14 protein-coding genes are annotated in these 19786 nt (G+C 67.5%); 6 read left to right on the top strand and 8 right to left on the bottom strand.

What is annotated here, in order from left to right; genetic code table 11:
* Nucleotides 1-118: 118 nt before the first annotated feature.
* The gene (locus H9L16_RS01155; protein WP_223158161.1) at nucleotides 119-853 is read right to left on the bottom strand and encodes a sulfotransferase; all 735 of its coding nucleotides are present in this window, start codon (nucleotides 851-853) and stop codon (nucleotides 119-121) included.
* On the bottom strand, nucleotides 850-1794 hold the full coding sequence (locus tag H9L16_RS01150; RefSeq protein ID WP_187552799.1) for an aminotransferase class IV: 945 nt from the start codon (nucleotides 1792-1794) through the stop codon (nucleotides 850-852). The genes H9L16_RS01155 and H9L16_RS01150 overlap by 4 nt, the downstream gene beginning before the upstream one ends.
* A gap of 173 nt (nucleotides 1795-1967) precedes the next feature.
* Here H9L16_RS01150 and H9L16_RS01145 point away from each other — a divergent pair, with 173 nt between their 5' ends.
* A complete protein-coding gene (locus tag H9L16_RS01145; protein WP_187552798.1) occupies nucleotides 1968-2693 on the top strand; it encodes a glycine zipper 2TM domain-containing protein in 726 nt (241 codons plus the stop codon).
* 109 nt (nucleotides 2694-2802) lie between these two features.
* Complete coding sequence (locus tag H9L16_RS01140) at nucleotides 2803-3207, top strand: VOC family protein (RefSeq protein WP_187552797.1); 405 nt, start codon at nucleotides 2803-2805, stop codon at nucleotides 3205-3207.
* Between the two features lie 111 nt (nucleotides 3208-3318).
* Here the strand turns inward: H9L16_RS01140 and H9L16_RS01135 are convergent, their stop codons facing one another.
* Nucleotides 3319-4200: a PhzF family phenazine biosynthesis protein gene (locus H9L16_RS01135; RefSeq protein ID WP_187552796.1), complete on the bottom strand. Its 882-nt coding sequence runs from the start codon at nucleotides 4198-4200 to the stop codon at nucleotides 3319-3321.
* Between the two features lie 29 nt (nucleotides 4201-4229).
* Complete coding sequence (locus H9L16_RS01130) at nucleotides 4230-5105, bottom strand: PhzF family phenazine biosynthesis protein (RefSeq protein WP_187552795.1); 876 nt, start codon at nucleotides 5103-5105, stop codon at nucleotides 4230-4232.
* Between the two features lie 87 nt (nucleotides 5106-5192).
* On the opposite strand from H9L16_RS01130, the gene H9L16_RS01125 reads away from it, so the two are divergent.
* From H9L16_RS01125 to H9L16_RS01110, 4 genes are all read left to right on the top strand, one after another.
* Nucleotides 5193-7814: a bifunctional aspartate kinase/diaminopimelate decarboxylase gene (locus tag H9L16_RS01125; protein WP_187552794.1), complete on the top strand. Its 2622-nt coding sequence runs from the start codon at nucleotides 5193-5195 to the stop codon at nucleotides 7812-7814.
* Nucleotides 7807-9168 carry a UDP-N-acetyl-alpha-D-muramoyl-L-alanyl-L-glutamate epimerase gene (gene murL, locus H9L16_RS01120; protein WP_187553986.1) on the top strand — a complete coding sequence of 454 codons (1362 nt, stop codon included), beginning with the start codon at nucleotides 7807-7809 and terminating at the stop codon, nucleotides 9166-9168. The genes H9L16_RS01125 and murL overlap by 8 nt, the downstream gene beginning before the upstream one ends.
* A 6-nt stretch (nucleotides 9169-9174) precedes the next feature.
* On the top strand, nucleotides 9175-10572 hold the full coding sequence (murD, locus tag H9L16_RS01115; RefSeq protein ID WP_187552793.1) for a UDP-N-acetylmuramoyl-L-alanine--D-glutamate ligase: 1398 nt from the start codon (nucleotides 9175-9177) through the stop codon (nucleotides 10570-10572).
* A gap of 105 nt (nucleotides 10573-10677) precedes the next feature.
* Complete coding sequence (locus H9L16_RS01110; protein ID WP_187552792.1) at nucleotides 10678-11493, top strand: dienelactone hydrolase family protein; 816 nt, start codon at nucleotides 10678-10680, stop codon at nucleotides 11491-11493.
* A 7-nt stretch (nucleotides 11494-11500) separates the two neighbouring features.
* Here H9L16_RS01110 and H9L16_RS01105 read toward each other — a convergent pair whose 3' ends face one another.
* The 4 genes from H9L16_RS01105 to H9L16_RS01090 all read right to left on the bottom strand — a co-directional run bounded on the left by H9L16_RS01105 (nucleotide 11501) and on the right by H9L16_RS01090 (nucleotide 19710).
* Entirely contained in the window at nucleotides 11501-12502 is a 1002-nt protein-coding gene (locus H9L16_RS01105; protein WP_187552791.1) for a polyprenyl synthetase family protein, read from the bottom strand.
* Between the two features lie 73 nt (nucleotides 12503-12575).
* Complete coding sequence (locus H9L16_RS01100) at nucleotides 12576-13688, bottom strand: toxic anion resistance protein (protein WP_187552790.1); 1113 nt, start codon at nucleotides 13686-13688, stop codon at nucleotides 12576-12578.
* On the bottom strand, nucleotides 13685-14374 hold the full coding sequence (locus H9L16_RS01095; RefSeq protein ID WP_187552789.1) for a hypothetical protein: 690 nt from the start codon (nucleotides 14372-14374) through the stop codon (nucleotides 13685-13687). The genes H9L16_RS01100 and H9L16_RS01095 overlap by 4 nt, the downstream gene beginning before the upstream one ends.
* Nucleotides 14371-19710: a DNA repair ATPase gene (locus H9L16_RS01090; RefSeq protein ID WP_187552788.1), complete on the bottom strand. Its 5340-nt coding sequence runs from the start codon at nucleotides 19708-19710 to the stop codon at nucleotides 14371-14373. Before H9L16_RS01090 ends, H9L16_RS01095 begins: the two co-directional genes overlap by 4 nt.
* Nucleotides 19711-19786: the final 76 nt, after the last annotated feature.

Genomic DNA, 19786 nt, shown 5'->3' with positions numbered 1-19786 from the left:
GTCATCCCTGCGGAGGCAGGGATACAGTGACTTCGATCCTTCAAAGACAAAACGCTGGACCCCAGCCTTCGCTGGGGTGACGAGCAAAAAGCGCCGGGATGACGAACTCTCGAGTTGCCTAGGCCACCCGCAACCGCAGCGCGTGCAGCCTTGCGTAGTGAGGCTGGCATGCATCGACTACCGCTTGCGCGGCCTCGCTCAGTTCGATCGCCCGCGGCCCCGGCGCCTCGAAGCCGGTGGATTCCCGGACATGCGCATACCAGTGTGGCGCCCAGATGCCATCGCTCCGGCGAGGCCCTTTCGGCCAGCGCAGCATGCGTTCGCTGAAGTCGATGCCGAGCCAGTCGCACAACCCGCGCAAGTGCGCTTCCGGCGCGCGCAGGAAATCGCCGGAATCGATCACCGGCGGCGCTTCGCCGCCTGCAGCGAGTTCCTCGTAAAGCTCGACCTGTTGGCGCAGGCCGATGTCGTCCGCTGCGATTTCCGCCCGCGACTTCACATAGGACGCCACGACCTCGCGCGGGTCGCGGATCAGCAGGACGTTGCGCAGCCCGCCAATCCAGCCATGGTCGATGTGCGGCAGCAGGTGGTGGGTCATGTGCTTCTGGTACCAGACCGGTGCATCGCCCGGCGCGGGGCCGGTCAACGCATCGACGACCTTGCGCCAATCGGTCTCGCCGTCGGCGATCACTTCGTCGCGGCCGGGATGGTCCAGGCCGGTATCGGCGAGGTAGTGCGCATACAGCGGTTCGTCGCTGACCGCGCAGTCCTCGCGGTTTTCCCAGGCGCGCATCATCGCGGTGGAGATGTTGCGCGGGCCAGACCACATCGCGATCCGCAAGGGTTCGCTCACGGCGAAACGCCTGCGAGTTTTTTGCGAGCGGCGATGTCGCGCGCGAGCCAGTCGCGATACAGGCCTTGCAGGCGCTCCACCATCGGCCCGCGCCCGCTGCTGATCGCGCGCCCATCGATGCTGCGCACCGGCACCACGCCGGCGAAGGTGCCGGTGACGAAGGCCTCGTCGGCACCATAAACCTCGGTCAGGCTGAAGTTTTTCTCGAACACCGGGATGCCGGCCTCGCGGCAGATTGCGATCACGTTGGAACGGGTGATCCCGCCCAGGCAGTAATCGCCGGTCGAGGTCCACACCTCGCCCTTGCGGACGATGAAGAAATGAGTGGAATTGCAGGTGGCCACGAAGCCATGCGGATCCAGCATCAGGCCTTCGTCGGCGCCTGCCGTGTAGGCCTGGATGCAGGCGGTGATGCAGTTGAGCTTGCTGTGCGAATTGAGCTTGGGATCCTGCACGTCGGGGAAGCCGCGGCGCACGTGCACGGTGAACAGGGTGATGCCGTGCGCCGCGTGTTCCGGCGATGCGGTCTTGTACTCGGGAATGATCACGACGGTGGCCGGGCCGACGGTCACACGCGGGTCCTGGTAGGGCGTGCGCTTGACCCCGCGGGTCACCATCAGGCGGATGTGCACGCCGCTGCCGGTGTCCATGCCGTTGCCGGCCAGGGTGTCGCGGATCGCCGCTTCCAGCGCGGCGCGATCCATGCCGATGTCGAGCATGATCGCCTTCGCGCCTTCGTACAGGCGGTCGAAGTGGGCGTCGAGGAAGGCCGGCTGCCCGTCGACCACGCGCAGGCCTTCCCACACGCCATCGCCGAGCACGAAGCCGCTGTCGAACACCGACACGAACGCCTGGTCGCGATGATGCAGCGTGCCGTTGATCCAGATGCGGATGTCGGCGTTGCGCGAGTCGTCCGTCGCGTGCTGGGTGCCTTGGGTCATTGCGCTGTAACCTCCGGATTCGGTGCGTTGGATGGTAGCGCCCGGCCCGGCAAGCTGTCGGCGCGCTAAACAGGTTCAGCGGCGGGGTGCCGATTCAGCTTCGCGTCAATCCCCGCGCCGCACTGTTCGCCTCGCGCCGGACAAATCCTCTTTCCCGGCGACGGGGATCCACCATGAAGCGCCTTTCCTCCGCCCTGCTGGCCGTTGGCCTGATCGTCGCCAGCACCACTGCCTTCGCACAGTCTGGTTACGACAACCGCTACGGCAACGATCGCTACCAGTCACAAGGCGAGGGCTATTACGACTACGCCCGCGTCGTTCGCGTGGATCCGGCACTGGATGGCGACTATCGCGGCTATGACGACGACCGCACCTCGGGCTACTACGGCAACGGCGGCCAGCGCTGCTACGAAACCACCACCGCCGGCCGCTACGAGCGCGACGGTGGTTACCAGGATGGCTACCGCAACGACGGCTACTACGACAACTACGGTCGTTCGCGCAGCGGCTACGGCTACGGCAACGAAGGCGGCCGCAACGTCGCCACCATCGTCGGCGGTATCGCCGGCGCGGTGCTCGGCAGCAAGATGGGCGGCGGTAGCGGTACCTACGCCACCACCGCCATCGGCTCGATGGTCGGCGGCATGGCCGGTCGGCAGATCTACGACCAGACCCAGCAGAACCGGTACGTGCGCCCCGCCAGCGTCCGCGTCTGCGACCCGGAACCCGTGCGCAGCAACGGCTACGGCAGTTACAACGACGGCTACGACAGCTACCGCACCGGCAATGCGACCGCCTACGACGTCACCTACGAATACAACGGCCGTCGCTACACCCGCCGGATGGACTACCACCCCGGCGAACGCGTGCGCGTCCGCGTGGATGTCTCGCCGCAGTAAGAAATCGATGCAGTGATCGCAACGAAGGGGCCGCAAGGCCCCTTCTCTCTCTTGGCATCTTTGCTGCAGGGCGCAGAGAATGCGCCGACATGTCCTGCAGGAGACGGCAATGGCGAAGGTGACGGGGATCGGCGGGGTGTTCTTCAAGAGCACGGGGAAGGGCGCGGCGCTGGGCGCGTGGTATCGCGATCACCTGGGGTTGGAGTTGTCGGATTTCGGCGGGGCGGTTCTGAAGTGGCCGGAAGACAAAGCGGAAGATGGCGGGCTCACCGTCTGGTGCGTGGCCGACGCCGACAGCACATGGTTCAGCCCCAGCGAGGCCTCGATGATGGTGAATTACCGCGTCGACGATCTGGATGGGTTGCTGACGCAATTGCGGGCCGCCGATGTGGCGATCGTCAAGGGTCCCGAGTCGCACGAAAACGGCAAGTTCGCCTGGATCATGGATCCCGAAGGCAACAAGGTGGAGCTGTGGCAGCCGATGGCGTGGGCACCGGGCAACAAGGGCGATTGAGCGGCATCGCGCTTTTGTGGGAGGGGCTTCAGCCTCGATCTGTCGGGGCTGAAGTACTCACGGAAGAGCATCGGGGCTGAAGCCCCTGCCACAAAGCTGGCGCGCGAGTGGCTACTCCGGCCAGTCCAGCGACCCGCTCACCACCGCCACCGCGCGCCCGCCCGACCACACATCGCCATCGGCATCGATGCTCAGTTCGATGATCGCGTCATGGCCGACTTCGCGGCCCTGGCTGACGCGGTAGAAACCGCCGGGCAGGTCGGGCAATGCGTTGCGTTCGGCGAGCCACGCGGCCAGCGTCGCGTTGGCAGCGCCGGAGGCGGCGTCCTCGAATTGCGCCGGTGCGCCAACGAAGGCGCGCACGGCGAAGTGATAGACCGGGTCGTCGCTGCGTGCGTAGACGAACAGGCCCATGCTCTCGGTGGCGTTGGCCAGCGCGATGATCGCGTCCCAGTTGGGGGTGGCATTGCGCAGCGCGGTTTCGCTGGCCAGTTCGGCCAGCCACCACCGGCGGCCGCCGTCCATCAGCACCGGTGGCAGTTCGCCCAGTTCCAGTCCGGCCACGGCATCGCGCAGGCGCGGGTCGTCGGGTGTGGCGATCTCCTGCACGCGGGCACGCGGGGTGCGCACGGCGATGGTGCGTTCCGCGCCTTCACTGGTGACCTTCAGCGGCAATTTGCCGGCGATCCCGTCCTGCACAACGAAGCCTTCGCGCGCTGCGATCAGTCCGGCATCCAGCAGCGCATGCGCGGTGCCGACGCTGGGATGGCCGGCGAATGGCACTTCGCGGCGGGGGCTGAAGATGCGGATGCGGTGGGTAGCGTCGTCGGACACCGCGGGAAACACGAAGGTGGTTTCCGGCAGCCGCGTCCACTTGGCGATCGCCTGCATCGCCACGTCATCGAGGCCTTCGGCATCCAGCACCACGGCCAGCGGATTGCCGTCGCCGGGGCGCGAGGCGAACACATCGAGTTGCACGTAGCGACGGGGCATGGCGGAGTGGTCAGACGGGGCCGCGCAGCTTACCAATCCAGGGTGCCGGCGATGACCTGCTGCACCTCACCGCCAATCCAGACCTCGCCGTCATCGTCCACGCGCACATGCACGCGGCCGTCGCGGCCGAGTTCGCGGCCCTGGCTGGCGATGTAGCGGCCATCACCGCCGGGCAGGCGGCCTTGCGCATGCAGCAGCGCGCCGACCAATGCGTTGGCGCTGCCGGTCACCGGGTCTTCCGGCACGTTGACCGCGTCGCCAGGGCAGAAGGCGCGGACCACGACGTCGTGGCCATCCTCGGGCTCCAGCGCGAAGATCGCCACGCCGGTGGAGCTCGTCGCGTTGGTCCATGCAGCGATGGCGGCGAAGTCCGGCTTGAGGCCGCGCAGCGCTTCGGCCGATGCGGCTTCGACCATCCACCACGACGGCCCGTTGTTCCACAGCGCGGCGGGCTGCCCGGGGAGTGCGATGGCGTCCAGTCCGGCCTGCGGCGCGTATTCCTGCAAGTGTTTCGCGCGCGGGCTGCGCACGGCGACGCGCGGCTGGGCATGGTCGCCAGTGATCTCGACCGGCAACAGCCCGGCCTCGCACTGCTGCACCAGTTGGCCGTCGCGCGGGGTGGCGAGGCCGTGCACCACCGCTGTCCACGCTGCGCCCACGCTGGGATGGCCGGCGAAGGGCAGTTCGCTGCCCGGGGTGAAGATGCGGATCCGGTAGTCCGCTCCCCCATCGGGCGGCAGGAAGAAAATCGTCTCCGACAGGTTCAGCCACGCGGCCAGTGCCTGCATCGCGGCGGTGTCCATGTCGCCGGCATCGAACACCACGCCCAGCGGGTTGCCGGTGCCGGCGCGCGCGGCGAAAACATCGAGCTGCAGGTATCCCAGTTTCAGAGCAGGACGTGGCATGTCGGGCGCGTCTCACGGGCGGGGAGGCCGGCTAGAATGCACCACCCCCGCGCCGCGGGTCTTCCCTCCCCAAATTCCCCAGGGCCCATGTCCATTTCCCCCTCGTCCGACGATCACTGGCTGGTGCTGAAGTTCGGTGGCACATCGGTGTCGAAACGCGAGCGCTGGGACACCATCGGGCGGTTGGGGCAGGAACGCGCGGAGCAGGAAGGCGCGCGGGTGCTGGTGGTGGTGTCGGCGCTGTCCGGTGTCACCAACGAGCTGACCGCGATCGCGAACGGTGACGATGTTGCGGGCCGTGTCGCCGCACTCATCGAACGGCATCGCGCCTTCTGCAGCGACGAACTCGGCATCGATGCCGATGCCGCCATCGGCGAACGCCTGCGCGCGCTGGAAGCCCTGCGCGACGATCCGCGCGCGGCGTCACGTACGCTCGACTGGCAGGCCGAAGTGCTCGCGCAGGGCGAATTGCTGTCCTCGACGCTCGGTGCGGCCTACCTGCGCGGGCAGGGCCTCGACTTCGGCTGGTGCGATGCGCGCGAGTGGCTGGACGCATTGCCGCCGCAGCCCAACCAGACCGACTGGTCGCAGCGGTTGTCGGTGAACTGCCAATGGCAGGCCGACACCGCATGGCGCACGCGATTCACGGCGCAGCCCGCGCGGCTGTTGCTGACGCAAGGCTTCATCTCGCGCCACCAGGACGGCGGCACCGCGATCCTCGGGCGCGGTGGTTCGGATACGTCGGCGTCCTATTTCGGTGCCTTGCTCGGCGCGCGTCGCGTGGAAATCTGGACCGACGTGCCCGGCATGTTCAGCGCCAATCCGCGCGAAGTGCCGGACGCACGCCTGCTGACCCGGCTCGACTATTACGAAGCGCAGGAAATCGCCACCACCGGTGCCAAGGTGCTGCATCCGCGCTCGATCAAGCCATGTCGCGATGGCGGCGTGCCGCTGTGCATCCTCGATACCGGCCGCCCGCAGTTGCCGGGCACGCGCATCGACGGCAGCGCAGCGGCAGTGGCCGGGGTCAAGGCGATCAGCCGACGCAACGGCATCGTGCTGGTGTCGATGGAAGGCATCGGCATGTGGCAGCAGGTCGGCTTCCTCGCCGACGTGTTCGCGCTGTTCCGCAAGCACGGCCTGTCGGTCGACCTGATCGGTTCCGCCGAGACCAACGTCACCGTGTCGCTGGATCCGTCCGAGAACCTGGTCAGCACCGATGTGCTGTCGGCGTTGTCGGCCGACCTGTCGAAGATCTGCAAGGTCAAGATCATCGTGCCCTGCGCGGCGATCACGTTGGTTGGGCGCGGCATGCGCTCGCTGCTGCACAAGTTGTCCGAGGTCTGGGCGATGTTCGGGCGCGAGCGGGTGCACCTGATCTCGCAATCGTCGAACGACCTCAACCTGACCTTCGTGGTCGACGAGGCCGCGGCCGACGGCATGCTGCCGAAGCTGCACGCCGCGCTGATCGACAGCGGCGCGATGCCGGTCTACGAGACCGAGGTGTTCGGCCCGCGCTGGCGCGAGATCAACGGCGCGATCCGTCCGCGGCCGACGCCGTGGTGGCATGCGCCACGCGAACGCCAGCGCCTGCTCGAACTGGCCGAAGGCGAAACGCCGCGCTACGTCTATCACCTGCCGACGGTGCGTGAACGCGCGCGCCAGCTGAAGGCGATCACCGCAGTCGATCATCGTTTCTACGCGATCAAGGCGAGCTCGAATCCGGACATCCTGCGCACACTGGCGGAGGAAGGCTTCGGCCTGGAATGCGTCTCGCTGGGTGAGCTGCAGCGTGTGTTCGCAGCCGTGCCGGGCTTCGATCCCGCGCGGGTGCTGTTCACCCCGAACTTCGCGCCGGTGAGCGAGTACGAAGCGGCCTTCGCGCTGGGCGTCAACGTCACCGTCGACAACGTGGAACTGCTGCGCCAATGGCCGGAGATGTTCCGCGGTCGCACGTTGTGGTTGCGCATCGACCTGGGCCACGGCGATGGCCACCACGCCAAGGTCAACACCGGCGGCAAGGAGGCCAAGTTCGGCCTGTCGACGCAGCGGGTGGAGGAATTCCTGGAGCTGGCGCGCGTGCTCGGCGTGCGCATCAGCGGCCTGCATGCGCACCTCGGCAGCGGCATCGAGACCACCGCGCACTGGAAGCTGGTGGTCGATGAGCTGGCCGGCTTCGCGCGGCGCATCGGCACGGTCGAAGTGCTGGACATCGGCGGCGGCCTGCCGATCGCCTACAGCGCCGACGACGAGCCCTTCGACCTCGATGCCTGGGCGGAAGGCCTGGCGCAGATCAAGGCCGTGCATCCCGCCTTCCGATTGGCGATCGAGCCGGGCCGCTTCCTGGTCGCCGAATCCGGCGTGCTGTTGGCGCGCGCAACGCAAGTTGTAGAGAAGGACGGTGTGCACCGGGTCGGACTGGATGCGGGCATGAACGCGCTGATCCGGCCGGCGCTGTACGACGCCTGGCACGACATCGTGAACCTGGCGCGGCTGCACGATGCCTGCGACACCGATTTCGACGTGGTCGGTCCGATCTGCGAATCCAGCGACATCTTCGGCAACCGGGTCAAGCTGCCGGCGGCGACGGCCCCGGGCGACGCGATGGTGATCGCCGACGCTGGTGCCTACGGTTTCAGCATGGCCAACACCTACAACCTGCGCGCACTGCCCGCAGAGGACATCCTTGATGGGCCGTCGAATGAGTGACTGGGTGTTCGAGCGCGACGCGATCCGCGCGTTCCGTTTCGTGCGATGCGGCTTCGATCCCGCCACCGGCGTGGCGCGGCTGGTCTATGCCTTCGACGACGGCCCGGAGCTGGTCGAGACGGTGACATTGCCCGGCGCGCCGTTCGCACTGGATGATGCGCGCGCTGCTGCTGCAGAGCGTGCTTTGCAGCTGCTGCACCTGATCGCCGGCGTGAGCTACTACAAGGCGGCAGTGCCCGCGGAAATCCGCATCGAGGGTTACGCCATCGATGCCGATACTGCGACGTTGCTGGACGCGGTGTACCTCAACGGGCTTGGCGAGTTCGCCTATCGCAATGGGCTGGATTTGCGCGGGCGGATCCGCTTCCCGCATCTCGACGATGCGGCGGCGCCTGCGCCGGTACTCGGCCTGCGCGAACACGCGCTGGTCGCCATCGGCGGCGGCAAGGATTCGTTGGTCAGCATCGAGGCCCTGCGCGCGGAAGGCGTGGCGCAGACGGTGACCTGGATCGGCGGGTCGCAGCTGATCGCTGCCTGCGCGGCGCACACCGGCTTGCCCACGTTCAACATCGGCCGCCAGCTGGCACCGCAATTGTTCGACCTCAACCGCCAGGGCGCGTGGAACGGGCACATCCCGGTGACTGCGGTGAACTCCGCGATCATCGCCTTCGCCGCGGTGGTGCTGGGCGTCGACCAGGTGGTGTTCTCCAACGAACGCTCGGCGAGCTACGGCTCGATCATCCCCGGTACCGGCGAGGTCAACCACCAGTGGTCGAAGGGCTGGGCGTTCGAATCCGCGTTCGGCGCGCACCTGCAATCGCATGTCGCCGCCGACTTGCAGTACTACTCGTTGCTGCGCCCGCTCAGCGAGCTCGCGGTCGCGCGGCAGTTCGCGAAGACGGATCGCTACGACGCGCACTTCTCCAGCTGCAATCGCAATTTCCACATCCTCGGCGAACGGCCGACCAGCCGCTGGTGCGGGGTCTGCCCCAAGTGCCATTTCGTGTTCCTCGCGCTGGCGCCGTTCGTGCCGAAGCTGCGCCTGGTCGGTATCGTCGGTCGCAACCTGCTGGACGATCCGGCGCAGACCGCCGGCTTCGATGCCTTGCTCGAATACCAGGACCACAAGCCGTTCGAGTGCGTGGGCGAGGGCCGCGAATCGCGGGCGGCGATGGCCGCACTGGCGCAACGCCCGGAATGGCGCGAGGACGCGCTGGTCGCACGCTTCGCCCGCGAGATCGCGCCGCAGTTGCACGCAGATGGCCTGCGCATCGAACCGTTGCTGGTGCTGGATGAGGAACAGCGGATTCCTGCGGCGTTGTGGGAACGACTGCGTGACCGTTTCGCCGCCTGAGCGCGCATGAAGATCGTCGACCTTGCCGGCAAGCGTGTCGCCTTGTGGGGCTGGGGGCGTGAGGGCCGTGCGGCGTACACCGCGTTGCGCACGCGCTTGCCGCCGCAAGCGTTGACGTTGTTCTGCAGCGAAGCCGAAGCCGTCGAGGCGGCGGCTTCGCATGATCCGTTGCTGGCGATCGAACACGCGCCCAACGGCGAGCGCCTTGGTGCATTCGACGTGGTGGTGAAGTCGCCCGGCATCAGCCCGTATTCGCCGGCCGCACTGGTCGCAGCGGCGAGCGGCACGCACTTCATCGGGGGCACCGCGCTGTGGTTCGGCGAGCGCGCCGATGCCGACGGCAACCTTCCCAGCACCATCTGCGTGACCGGCACCAAGGGCAAGAGCACCACCAGCTCGCTGCTGGCGCACCTGTTGCGCGCGGCTGGCATGCGCACCGCGCTGGCCGGCAACATCGGCGTGCCTCTGCTGGAGCTGCTGGACGGCCAGGCCGAGGCGTGGGCCATCGAGCTGTCCAGCTACCAGACCCGCGATGTCGCCGCATCCGGCGCGCGGCCGGGCATCGCCATCGTCACCAACCTGCATCCCGAACACCTCGACTGGCATGGCAGCGAAGCGCGCTATATCGAAGACAAGCTCGCGCTGCTGACCGAAGCGAAGCCACGCATCGCCGTGCTCAATGCCGCTGATCCGCGCCTGGCCGCGCTGCCGTTGCCTGATTCCGAGATCCAGTGGTATGGCGATGCGCGTGGCTGGCACCTGCGCGAAGACGCGCTGTATCGGGCCGACGAATTCGTGATGGACACCGCGTCGCTGCCGCTGCCGGGCTGGCACAACCGCAGCAACCTGTGTGCCGTGCTCACCGCGCTGGATGCATTCGGATTGGATGCGGCTGCACTCGCGCCACACGCAGCCACGTTCCAGCCGCTGCCCAATCGCCTGCAACCGCTCGGCGAGCGCGACGGCATCCTCTACGTCAACGATTCCATCAGCACCACGCCGATGGCCACGCTGGCCGCGCTGGCGCTGTATCGCGACCGCCCGGTGGCGTTGCTGGTCGGCGGGCATGATCGTGGCCTGCCGTGGGACGAATTCGCGGCGGCGATGCGCACGCAGGCGCCCCGCGCGATCGTGACCCTTGGACAGAACGGCCCGCGCATCCGCGTGCTGCTCGATCCGATTGCCGAGGCGCGCGGCTTCGCGCTGTCGTCTGCGAGCGACTTGGCGGAGGCGATGTCGCAGGCGCGTGCTGCGTTGCCGGCCGGTGGCGTCGTGCTGCTCTCGCCCGGAGCCCCCAGCTTCGGGATGTACAAGGATTACGTGGCGCGTGGCCGCCATTTCGCCGAGCTCGCCGGCTTCGACCCGGACGCGATCTCGGGCATCGCCGGGATGGGGATCGCGTAGGGCGTCGCTGGTCATCCCGGCCTTCGCGGGAATGACGGCATGGAAGTTCACCTCGCTTGCATCTTCCCGCGGTAGCGTAGGCGCTCTTCCCCCGGAGATCCCGCCATGCGCCGCCAGCCTTTCAGCCGATTGCTGCTCGCCCTTGGACTGCTGCTTGCCACTTCGCCCGCGTTCGCCGCGATAGTGGCGAAGCCGGTCGAGTGGAAAGTCGGCAAGGACCGCTTCAGCGGCTATGTCGTCTACGACAACGCCAGCACCGACAAACGCCCCGGCCTGGTGATGGTGCCGAACTGGATGGGCGTGACGAAGGACTCCATCGAGCGCGCCAAGGCGGTGGCCGGCGACGACTACGTGGTGCTGGTCGCGGACGTTTACGGCAAGGGCAAGCGGCCGAAGAATGCGAAGCAGGCCGGTGCGTTCGCAGGCGGCCTGCGCGGCGATGACCGCAGTGTCCTGCGCGCGCGCATGGACGGGGCGGTGGCTGCATTGAAGGCGCAGGCGACGAAATCGCCGCTGGATGCGGAGAGGATCGGCGCGCTCGGCTTCTGCTTCGGTGGCTCCGCCGTCTTGGAACTGGCGCGCGAGGGCAGTGAGCTTGCCGGGGTGGTCAGCCTGCATGGCGGCATCGCACCCGGCGCGAAATCGACGACTGCCGCGGAAGTGAAGACACCGGTGCTGGTGCTCAACGGCGCAGCCGACAAGGCGGTGTCCGATGCCGACATCCTCGCCTTCGAGAACGAGATGGACGCCGCCGGTGCTGACTGGCAGTTCGTGGATTTCGCGGGTGCGGTGCATTGCTTCGCGGAGCCCAGTGCCGGCAACGATCCGTCGACCAATTGCGCCTACGACGAACGCGCGGCGAAACGCGCCTACCGGATGCTGGCGGACTTCTTCGAGGAACGCTTCGACACCAACGACTGAGCGCGACTCAGTGGTCGCGACTGACCGAGTAGTGCGCGAGGCCGCGCAGCGCGGCGACGAAATCGTTGTCGTCCAGGCCCGCCAGTGCAGCCTCGGCATCGCGTGCGTACCGGAGCGCGCAGTCGCGGCTGTAGTCCAGGCTGCTGCAGGCGTGGATCGCGGCCATGACCTGCGGCAGCGCGCCGGTATCGCCCTGCTGGATGGCTGCGCGCAACACGGCTTGCGTCGCGGCATCGCTGTGTTGCATCGCGTGGATCAACGGCAGCGTGGCCTTGCCTTCGGCCAGGTCGTCGCCCAGGTTCTTGCCCAGCGTTTCCGCGTCCGATGCATAGTCGAGCACGTCATCGGCGATCTGGAATGCATAGCCCAGGGCCATGCCGTACCGATGCAGTGCGTCGCACGTCGCGGCATCGGCACCTGCCAGCAACGCACCCAGGCGCGTCGCGGCGGCGAACAGCACCGCGGTCTTGCGTTCGATCACCCGCAGGTAGGCGGCTTCGTCGGTATCCGGGTTGCGCACGTGAAGCAGCTGCAGCACCTCGCCCTCGGCGATGGTGTTGGTGGTGTTGGCCAGCAGTTGCTGCACGTCCATGCGCTCCAGTTCGACCATCAACTGGAAGCTGCGCGAATACAGGAAATCGCCGACCAGCACGCTGGCCGCGTTGCCCCACACCGCGTTCGCGGTCTTGCGGCCGCGGCGCAGGTCGGATTCGTCGACCACGTCGTCGTGCAGCAGGGTGGAGGTGTGGATGAACTCGACCACTGCCGCCAACTGATGGGCATCGGCACCGCGATGGCCCAGCGCACCCGCGGTCAGCAGCAACAGCATCGGCCGCAGCCGCTTGCCGCCAGCGCCGATGATGTACTCGGCGACCTGATTGATCAGCACCACGTCGGAGGCCAGCCGCTGGCGGATCAGCGCATCCATCGCCGCCATCTCCGAGGTCGCAAGGGCCTGGATCGCGGGCAGGTCGAGTCGGCGTGGGGCTGGCGCGGCGGTGTCGTGCATGGGCTGTCGCTTGGGCGGATGCGCGATTATAAGCCGCAGCCGACATGGCCGGCCCCGCTGCCCGCGTAACGGGTTATCCGGGCAGCAAGGCGGCCCCGGAGGCGGTCTGAGACATGCGCTTCTGCACCTCGTCGCGCATCTGCGCCAGTTCGCCGCCGATCTGCTGGCGCTTGACCATCCCTTCGCGATGGATGTCGCGCACTTCCTCGACTGTCTGGATCAGTTTGTCGTGGACGTGGCGCAGGGTTTCGATGTCGATGACCGAACGCTGGTTGGCCTTGGCGGTGCCCACCGAGGTCGCATGCACCAGGTCGGCGTTCTTGCGCATCAGTTCGTTGCTGGCATCGTCGATCGCGTTGGCCAGGTCGACCGCATTGCGCTGGTCGGCCAGCGACAGCTGGATCGCGAACTGGTTGCGCCACATCGGGATGGTGATGTCGCGCACCGCGCTGAATTTCTCGATCAGCTGGATCGCATTGGCCTGGATCAGCCGGATCATCGGCAGGGTCTGGTCGGCGGCGTGCTGCAGCACCTGCAGGTCTGAGACGCGCTTGTCGAGCAGGCGCAGCGCGGTGTCCAGTTCGGCGCGCTGGATCCGGCTCTGCGGATCGTCCTGGCCGGCCAGTGCGGCCAGCTCCTGCTGCAGTTCGGCGATGCGCACGCGGCCGGCGGCGACATGGATGCCCAGTGCGTGGCGTTCCTCGCGGACGATCCCGTGCATCTGGTCGTATTCGCGCACGCGCTGCTGCTGGGTGGCCTGGGTCTGGCCGACGTCGCGCATCAGCTGGTCGATCTGGCTGTTGGTCGAGCTGTACTTCTGCACCAGGTCGTCGCGAGTGGCTTTCAGCTTGTCGATCAGCGGGCCCAGGATCGGCAGCTTGGAACGCTCGCCGAACGAATCCAGGTTCAGGCTGCGCGCGATCCGTACCACTTCGCCGAGCTTGTCGCCGGAGTTGTCGAGGTCGGCGTTGCGCACCTTGTCGAGCAGTTGCGTCGAGAAGCTGCTGGTCTTGCCCGCGGCTTCGCGGCCGTAGCCGTGCAGGTTGCCCGGCGTGATGTCCTGCAACGCGCGCGAGGTCTCCTGGATCTTGCCGATGTCGGCGCTGGTCAGGCCCAGGTCGAGCAGCGATTTCTCGTCCAGCGCGGCCGGGAGCAGGGAGGTGGATTCGGTGTTGAGCGTGGTCATGGCGACTCCTGGGCGGCGGCGTGCATGGGGGTTGCGGATGGCGATGGCGACAGGCCGGCGATGCCGGATTCGATCGATGCGACCAGGCTGGCGGCATCGCGCATGCGTGTTGCATCGACCCGGCCCGCCAGTGAGGCGCGATGCTGGACCAGCAGGCCCTCCACCTGCGGCAGCATGTGCTGGTAGCGGACCGACAGCGCTTGCCCATTCTGCACCAGCACACCGAGCTGGGCTGCGGTCAGTGCGCAGCCGAGGCGGGTGGATTCGAGCAGGCGCGAACGCGCGTGGTCCGATGTCGGGTGCGACTCTGTTTCGGCATGTCGGGCGATGGCGCCATCGAATTCACCGGCGAGCGCTGTCAGGCGATCGCGCAGGGACGCGAGCATGTGGTTGTGGCGATCGAGTGCCTCACCACGCTGACGCGCCTGCAACACCAGCAGCGCGAGTTGCTCGCGCATGGCAGTGGACTGCGCCTGCAGGTCGATGTCGCGACCGAGCAGGCGACCGAAGAAGCCGACGCTCTTTCGCAACGCGCCCGCGTCGGTCGACAACAGCACGGTGCGCAGGTCGCGCAACGTCTCCTGGATGTCGAACGCGGGCGACTGCAGCGACGCGGCTTCTGCCTGCGCATGGCGTGCCGCATCCAGCAGGCTCGCTTCATCGCGTGGCACGTCGAGCTCGCTCATGAAGCGCCGGGTTCGCCAGGCGGCTTGGCCGCATCCGTTTTCCTGGCATCCTCGGCGGCCTTGAATTTCAGTGCGCTGATGGTCTTCTCGAACGCGCGCTCTTCCGGTGTGCGGATGCGCGGCACTGTTCGATCGACGGGTTCGCGCGGCGTGGTGTTCGGCATGCCGCCGGCCTTCATCACCTCGACCAACTCCAGTAGCGCCGAATGCAGGTGGTCCTGCCGCGCCAGCGTGCGCTCCAGGCCGTCGAGCAGCGGTTGATTGGCGCTGTGCAGCAGGTCGCCGACCGGTGGCACGGGCGGGGACGCTATCGCCGGCGTGGCCGGTGGCTTGGCGATGCGCGCCAGCGCCTCCAGCAATTCGTTCCAGGGCGGCGGTTGCGGCGCGACCGGTGCCGGTTCGTCACGCAGGCCCTGCAGGCCGCCGGCGATGTCGGCCAGCTGCGCGACCATGCGCCCACCGACATCGGCATCCTCACCGCCCATCGCCTTGTTGCGCAGGAAATCGGCCTTGATCTGGGTCCAGCGTGCCTGCTGTTCCGGCGTCATCCGGTCGAGCAGTTCGCCCAGCTTGAGCAGGTTTTCCTCGGCACCTTGCGTGAGCAATTGCGATTCGCCGAGGTAGTGGTCGGCGATGACCTGGCGCAGCTCCGCATCGTTCATCACCGGCGAGACTTTCTCCGCCAGCTTGTTCATGTTGCGATAGCTGCCCTGCAGCTTGAACGGCGGTTCCACCCGGTACTTGTCGGCCTGCGCGGCGCTCGCGATGTACTGCTGGTTGACCTTGTATACCACCTCGCGGATCTCGAGCATCCGCTTCAGTACCGAGACGATCTCGTTGATCTCCGCCCCGCTGTAGGCGTGGCTGAGCGCGTTGGTGGAGACTTCGCGCCCGCGCGCGCGGTCGACCAGCAGGTACAGGTCGGCGAGGTCGCGGGTGGCCAGCGGCGCGAGCACCGCATTGGACGTCAGGCTGTTCTCGATGTAGCTGAGCAGGAAGGTGTCCTCCATGCCGCCGAGCACGTCGCCGAGGTTGTAGATGTCGGCGCGGTTGGCCAGCATGTCCGGGATCTTGAAGGCTTCTCCGGACTCGGTATATGGGTTGCCCGCCATCACCACCGCGAACTTGCGGCCGCGCAGGTCGTAGGTGCGCGTGCGGCCACGCCAGACGCCCTCGATGCGGCGGGTGCCATCGCACAGCGAGATGAACTTCTGCAGGAATTCCGGGTGGGTATGCTGGATGTCGTCGACATACAGCATCACGTTGTTGCCCATCTCCAGCGCGAGGTTGAGCTTCTCCAGCTCCTGCCGAGAGGTCGCATCCGGCGCCTGCGCCGGATCCAGCGAACGCACCTGGTGGCCCAGCGACGGTCCGTTGATCTTCATGAAGACCAGGCCCAGCCGGTGCGCGACGTACTCCATCAACGTGGTCTTGCCGTAGCCGGGCGGCGAGATCAGCATCAGCAGGCCCATCAGGTCGCTGCGCTTGTCTTCGCCGACCGTGCCCATCTGCTTGGCGAGGTTGTCGCCGATGACCCGCAGGTAGACATCGTTGATCAGCTTGTTGCGGACGAACGAGGTCAGCGGCCGCGCCTTGAATTCGGACAGGCGCATCGATTCGCGCTCGCGCTGGACGATCCGCGAGCGGACTTCCTGGTAGCGGCGGAACGCCGGGAGGAACACGCTGTTGTGCGTGCGCAACCGCGCCTGCAGATCGTCGATGGCGAGGCGCAGCGTGCCTTCCACGATCCGCGGATGCTGCCCGAGCAGGCCGCTGGCATCCGCCATCAGGCGCACGTCGACGATGCGGTGCGGCAGGTGCGGGCCGTGCAGGTGCAATGCCGCCGCTTCGTGCGCGTATGCGGCCAGTGCTGCGTGCTCGGGACGTGCGACCAGCGCCTGCAGCCACTGCAGCAGCAACGACCATTGCGCGCCGGGGCGATCCTGCAGTCGTTGCAGCGCCTGCGCGAACAGGGCGTCGCTGCCCGAGCCAGCAAGCTGCACCTGCAGCGCTTCCAGCAGGCCCGATGCGTAGCGTGTGAACGGCAATTGCTCGGAGTCGTTGGTGATCGAGGCGAGCAGGAAGGCAGCAGCTTCGTGCTCGAGTCCTTCTGCGAGGGGCAAGGCCTGTCGTGTGCGGAACTCACCGATCGCACGTGCGAGCTCGTCCGCAAGCGCGGTCGTTGCCGTGGTGTCCTGCAACTGGCTGCGCACCGCGTTGGCATTGCGGATGCGTTCCAGCCAGCCGGCCTCGGGCGTGGCCTGCGCCTGCCGCCAGAAGGCCGCGGCCAACGCGCGCGCATCGGCGGCGTGCACCAGCGGGCCGGCGGGACGATACAGCGGTACCACCGCGCGCAGGATCAGCGCGGCATCGTGGTCGTGGATGCCTTTCTCGTAGCCGTCGCGATAGCGCGCGGAGGCGAATTCACGCACGCGGTTGGTCAGCGCATCGGGAACGCCGACCAGCCGCTCGAGCGTCTCGATATCCAGTCCGTCGCGCGCGTCCAGCGCGGCCTCCAGCACTTGCCCTGCCAGGTACTCGCCGCGATACAGCCCCGGCGATTCCGACTCCAGGGTGACCTGCCAGAACGCGCGCAGCTCGGCCAGTTCCGGGTCGTGCAGCGGCGCCATGTAGTCGGTGCCGGTGAGGTGCACCGCCATCTCGTCGCCGCGCGGCAGCAGGGTCAGGTCCAGCGGCTGGGTGTTGACGCTGAAACGGTGGCGCGGCCCCAGCTTGATGACGTTGCCGCCTTCCTCGAACAGGTCGCTGCGGTCGCGCAATCCGCGCACCGCCTGGTCGCGCGCGGCCTTGATCCGCGATTCGATATCGTCGGCCTTGACCGAATCCTTCAGCGCGCGCAGGCGTTCGGCGAGTTCGCGCAGCTTCATCACCAGCGCATCGCCGGCGAAGAAGGCATTCAATTCGTCGGGATTGGTGAAGCGCTCGGTGCGGCGGCCGAGGCCGTCGAAGATGCGGTTGGCGGCATCGAGCACCGATTGCGCCTTGCGCTGGCGCTCGTCCAGCAACGCCTGCCGGTGGGTGTCGAAGGCTTCCAGCAATTCCTCGCGCTTGCTCAGGATGTCGCCCAGGAACTGCTCGTGCTCGCCGAACTGGCCCTCGAGTTCTTCCAGTTGCACCATCAGCCGCGACAGCTGTTCGTCGGCGCGCTCCGGCGTGGTGGACATGTCCAGCGCGCTTGCGACCGCCTGCGCGAACAACGAGAACTGCGCGCCGAACTGCGCCACCGCCTCACCGGAGGCCAGCGACTTGCGCTTCTGCTCGGCGCGCGCGCGGGCCTGGTTCAATTTCGCGTACAGCGCGGAGATCGCATCGACCACGCGGGTGCGGCGGGTGGCGTCGTCGACCTTCAGGCTCGCCATCAGTTCGGAGAGGCGGTCGAGGTCGGCCGACATCGCCTGCATGCCGGCGAGTTGTTCGCCGATCCGGGTCGCCGTCTGCGATTTCTGCGCCTGCTCGTCCAGCGTTTGCAGCGCCTGCTGCAGGGGCAGCAGCGCCTTGTCGCCGGCCAGGAACACGCCGGTGGCCACGCCCACGCGCTCGTTCACCTCTTGCAGCTCGACGCCCATCGCGTCGATCGCGGCGGTGTCGATGTAGCGGTAGTCGCGGATCGTCAGCAGGTGGCCGCGCTGCGCGGTGATCTCGGCCAGCGCCTCGACGAACTGCTGGATGCCGGTCCATCCCTCCGGCTGCATGCGCCCGAGCAGGGCGCGCTGGCTCGCGCGCGCCTTGGTCATCGCGACTTCGGACTGGCGGCGCACGTCCTGCACCTTGCCGAATTCGTCGAGCACCGATTCGCCGGTGGCGGCGATTTCGTGCAGCAGGGTGGACAGGCCGCCGCACTGCGCGTCGTCGATCCAGTGATGCACGTCGAACAGGCGGCGGGTGTTGTGGGCCAGCAACTCGTAGCGCGCCGCAGACACTTCGTCGCGCTCGATGTCGCGGCCAAGGTCGAGCAGGTTGGACACCGCGCGGACCAGTTCCGCATTGCCGATCCGGCCCATGAAGCTGGTGCCCGGCGGGCGTGCCGCGACGTATTCGTCCGACGCGAACGGGGTCTGCCACACCTGCATCTGGTGGACGCGGGTGGGGTCGTCGCTTTCGGCGTGGAACAGCACCATGCGGCCGTCGTGCAGGCGTGCGTAGCCGTGCGCCAGCACCGGCGGCTGCAGCCGGCGCTGGATCATGTTGTAGACCAGCAACGCGGACAGCCCGGACTCGCGCTCGTAGAACACGTACAGCACGTCTTCGCCGTTCGGCGAGCGGATCATCCGCTTGTACTGCATGCCCTGCACGGCGGCATCGAAGGCCTTGTGCTCGCCGTTCTGCAGGTAATAGCCGCCGGGGAAGATGATGCCGTGGTCTTCCGGCAACTGGATGCAGGCCTGCACGATCGCGTCCTGGCGCACGGCCTTGCCGGTGACCGTGTTGTAGACCAGCCCGCGCCACGTGGTTTCGCGGTACGGCAGGACCTTCAGCAGGATCAGCGCGCCGACCTTGGCGAAGTGGATCTGCGCGTCGTCCAGCGACTGGGTGGCGTCCTCGACCGGCTCGCTGTAAATGCCGGCACCGGTCTCGGTGTTGTTCTCGATCTTGAGGGTGAGGTCGCCGCCGGTGGTCTCGACGAACAGGGTGTCGAGGATGTTGAGGTGCGGGAAGCGCCCGCTGACCTCCAGCGACTTGCTGGCGCGGATCCATTCGAAGTCGAACGGCGGGGGCAGTGCGATGTCGCGTTCGCCGCGTGCATCGATGTAGTCGATCTCGCCGCTGCTGGCGAGCGACCAGCGGAACACCCGCACGTCGTTCGCGTTGAGGCCGATCTGGAACGCCGCCAGCAGCTTGCCGTCGCGCACGATCAGCTGCAGCAGGCGGGCGTCCTTGTAGTAGGTGTAGAGCTCGGCGAAATCGCGGACGAAGCCGGCATCGCCAAGGAAGCTGCCGGCGTGGTCGACCGGGGTGACGTCATAGCCATCGCCGACCTGCACCAGCCGATACAGCCCGAACACGTCGGATACCGCGGTGGTGGACTTGAGGCCCATGAACACGTTGAAGCCGAACAGCAGCAGCTCGCCGACCTGGACGATGTCGCGGCCGACGCAGTTGTGCTCGCTGCGGATGCGCAGGCGGCCGACCAGCTCCATCTTGCTGTCGCCGAACTCCTGCAGGCGCTGCGCGTTGATGCGCTGCGCGATCGCCTGCAGCTTCTGGCCCTGTTCGCCCAGCCGGCGACGCAGCACCTCGTAGGCGCCGCCTTGCGCGACCGCCTGGTCGACAAGCGAATCGCTGCCTGTCGCCTGCTTGTCGGTGCTGTCCGTCATCCGTGCGTCCTTTGTTGCGTGCTGTTGCGCGCCTGCAGGTCAACGCGGGCACGCACCAGGGCGCATGCCCGCATCG

Origin of the sequence: Thermomonas carbonis, from assembly GCF_014396975.1 — a bacterium.
GTDB lineage: Bacteria > Pseudomonadota > Gammaproteobacteria > Xanthomonadales > Xanthomonadaceae > Thermomonas > Thermomonas carbonis.
Note: the sequence above shows the minus strand (reverse complement) of the source record. Positions and strands in the feature narration are given on the sequence as shown.

Excerpts from the sequence above, each read along its gene's own strand:
- H9L16_RS01110 (WP_187552792.1), top strand. The coding sequence starts at position 10,678 with ATGCGCCGCCAGCCTTTCAGCCGATTGCTGCTCGCCCTTGGACTGCTG.
- H9L16_RS01130 (WP_187552795.1), bottom strand. The coding sequence starts at position 5,105 with ATGCCACGTCCTGCTCTGAAACTGGGATACCTGCAGCTCGATGTTTTC.
- H9L16_RS01105 (WP_187552791.1), bottom strand. The coding sequence starts at position 12,502 with ATGCACGACACCGCCGCGCCAGCCCCACGCCGACTCGACCTGCCCGCG.
- H9L16_RS01140 (WP_187552797.1), top strand. The coding sequence starts at position 2,803 with ATGGCGAAGGTGACGGGGATCGGCGGGGTGTTCTTCAAGAGCACGGGG.
- H9L16_RS01095 (WP_187552789.1), bottom strand. The coding sequence starts at position 14,374 with ATGAGCGAGCTCGACGTGCCACGCGATGAAGCGAGCCTGCTGGATGCG.
- murL (WP_187553986.1), top strand. The coding sequence starts at position 7,807 with ATGAGTGACTGGGTGTTCGAGCGCGACGCGATCCGCGCGTTCCGTTTC.
- H9L16_RS01125 (WP_187552794.1), top strand. The coding sequence starts at position 5,193 with ATGTCCATTTCCCCCTCGTCCGACGATCACTGGCTGGTGCTGAAGTTC.
- murD (WP_187552793.1), top strand. The coding sequence starts at position 9,175 with ATGAAGATCGTCGACCTTGCCGGCAAGCGTGTCGCCTTGTGGGGCTGG.
- H9L16_RS01135 (WP_187552796.1), bottom strand. The coding sequence starts at position 4,200 with ATGCCCCGTCGCTACGTGCAACTCGATGTGTTCGCCTCGCGCCCCGGC.
- H9L16_RS01150 (WP_187552799.1), bottom strand. The coding sequence starts at position 1,794 with ATGACCCAAGGCACCCAGCACGCGACGGACGACTCGCGCAACGCCGAC.
- H9L16_RS01090 (WP_187552788.1), bottom strand. The coding sequence starts at position 19,710 with ATGACGGACAGCACCGACAAGCAGGCGACAGGCAGCGATTCGCTTGTC.
- H9L16_RS01100 (WP_187552790.1), bottom strand. The coding sequence starts at position 13,688 with ATGACCACGCTCAACACCGAATCCACCTCCCTGCTCCCGGCCGCGCTG.
- H9L16_RS01145 (WP_187552798.1), top strand. The coding sequence starts at position 1,968 with ATGAAGCGCCTTTCCTCCGCCCTGCTGGCCGTTGGCCTGATCGTCGCC.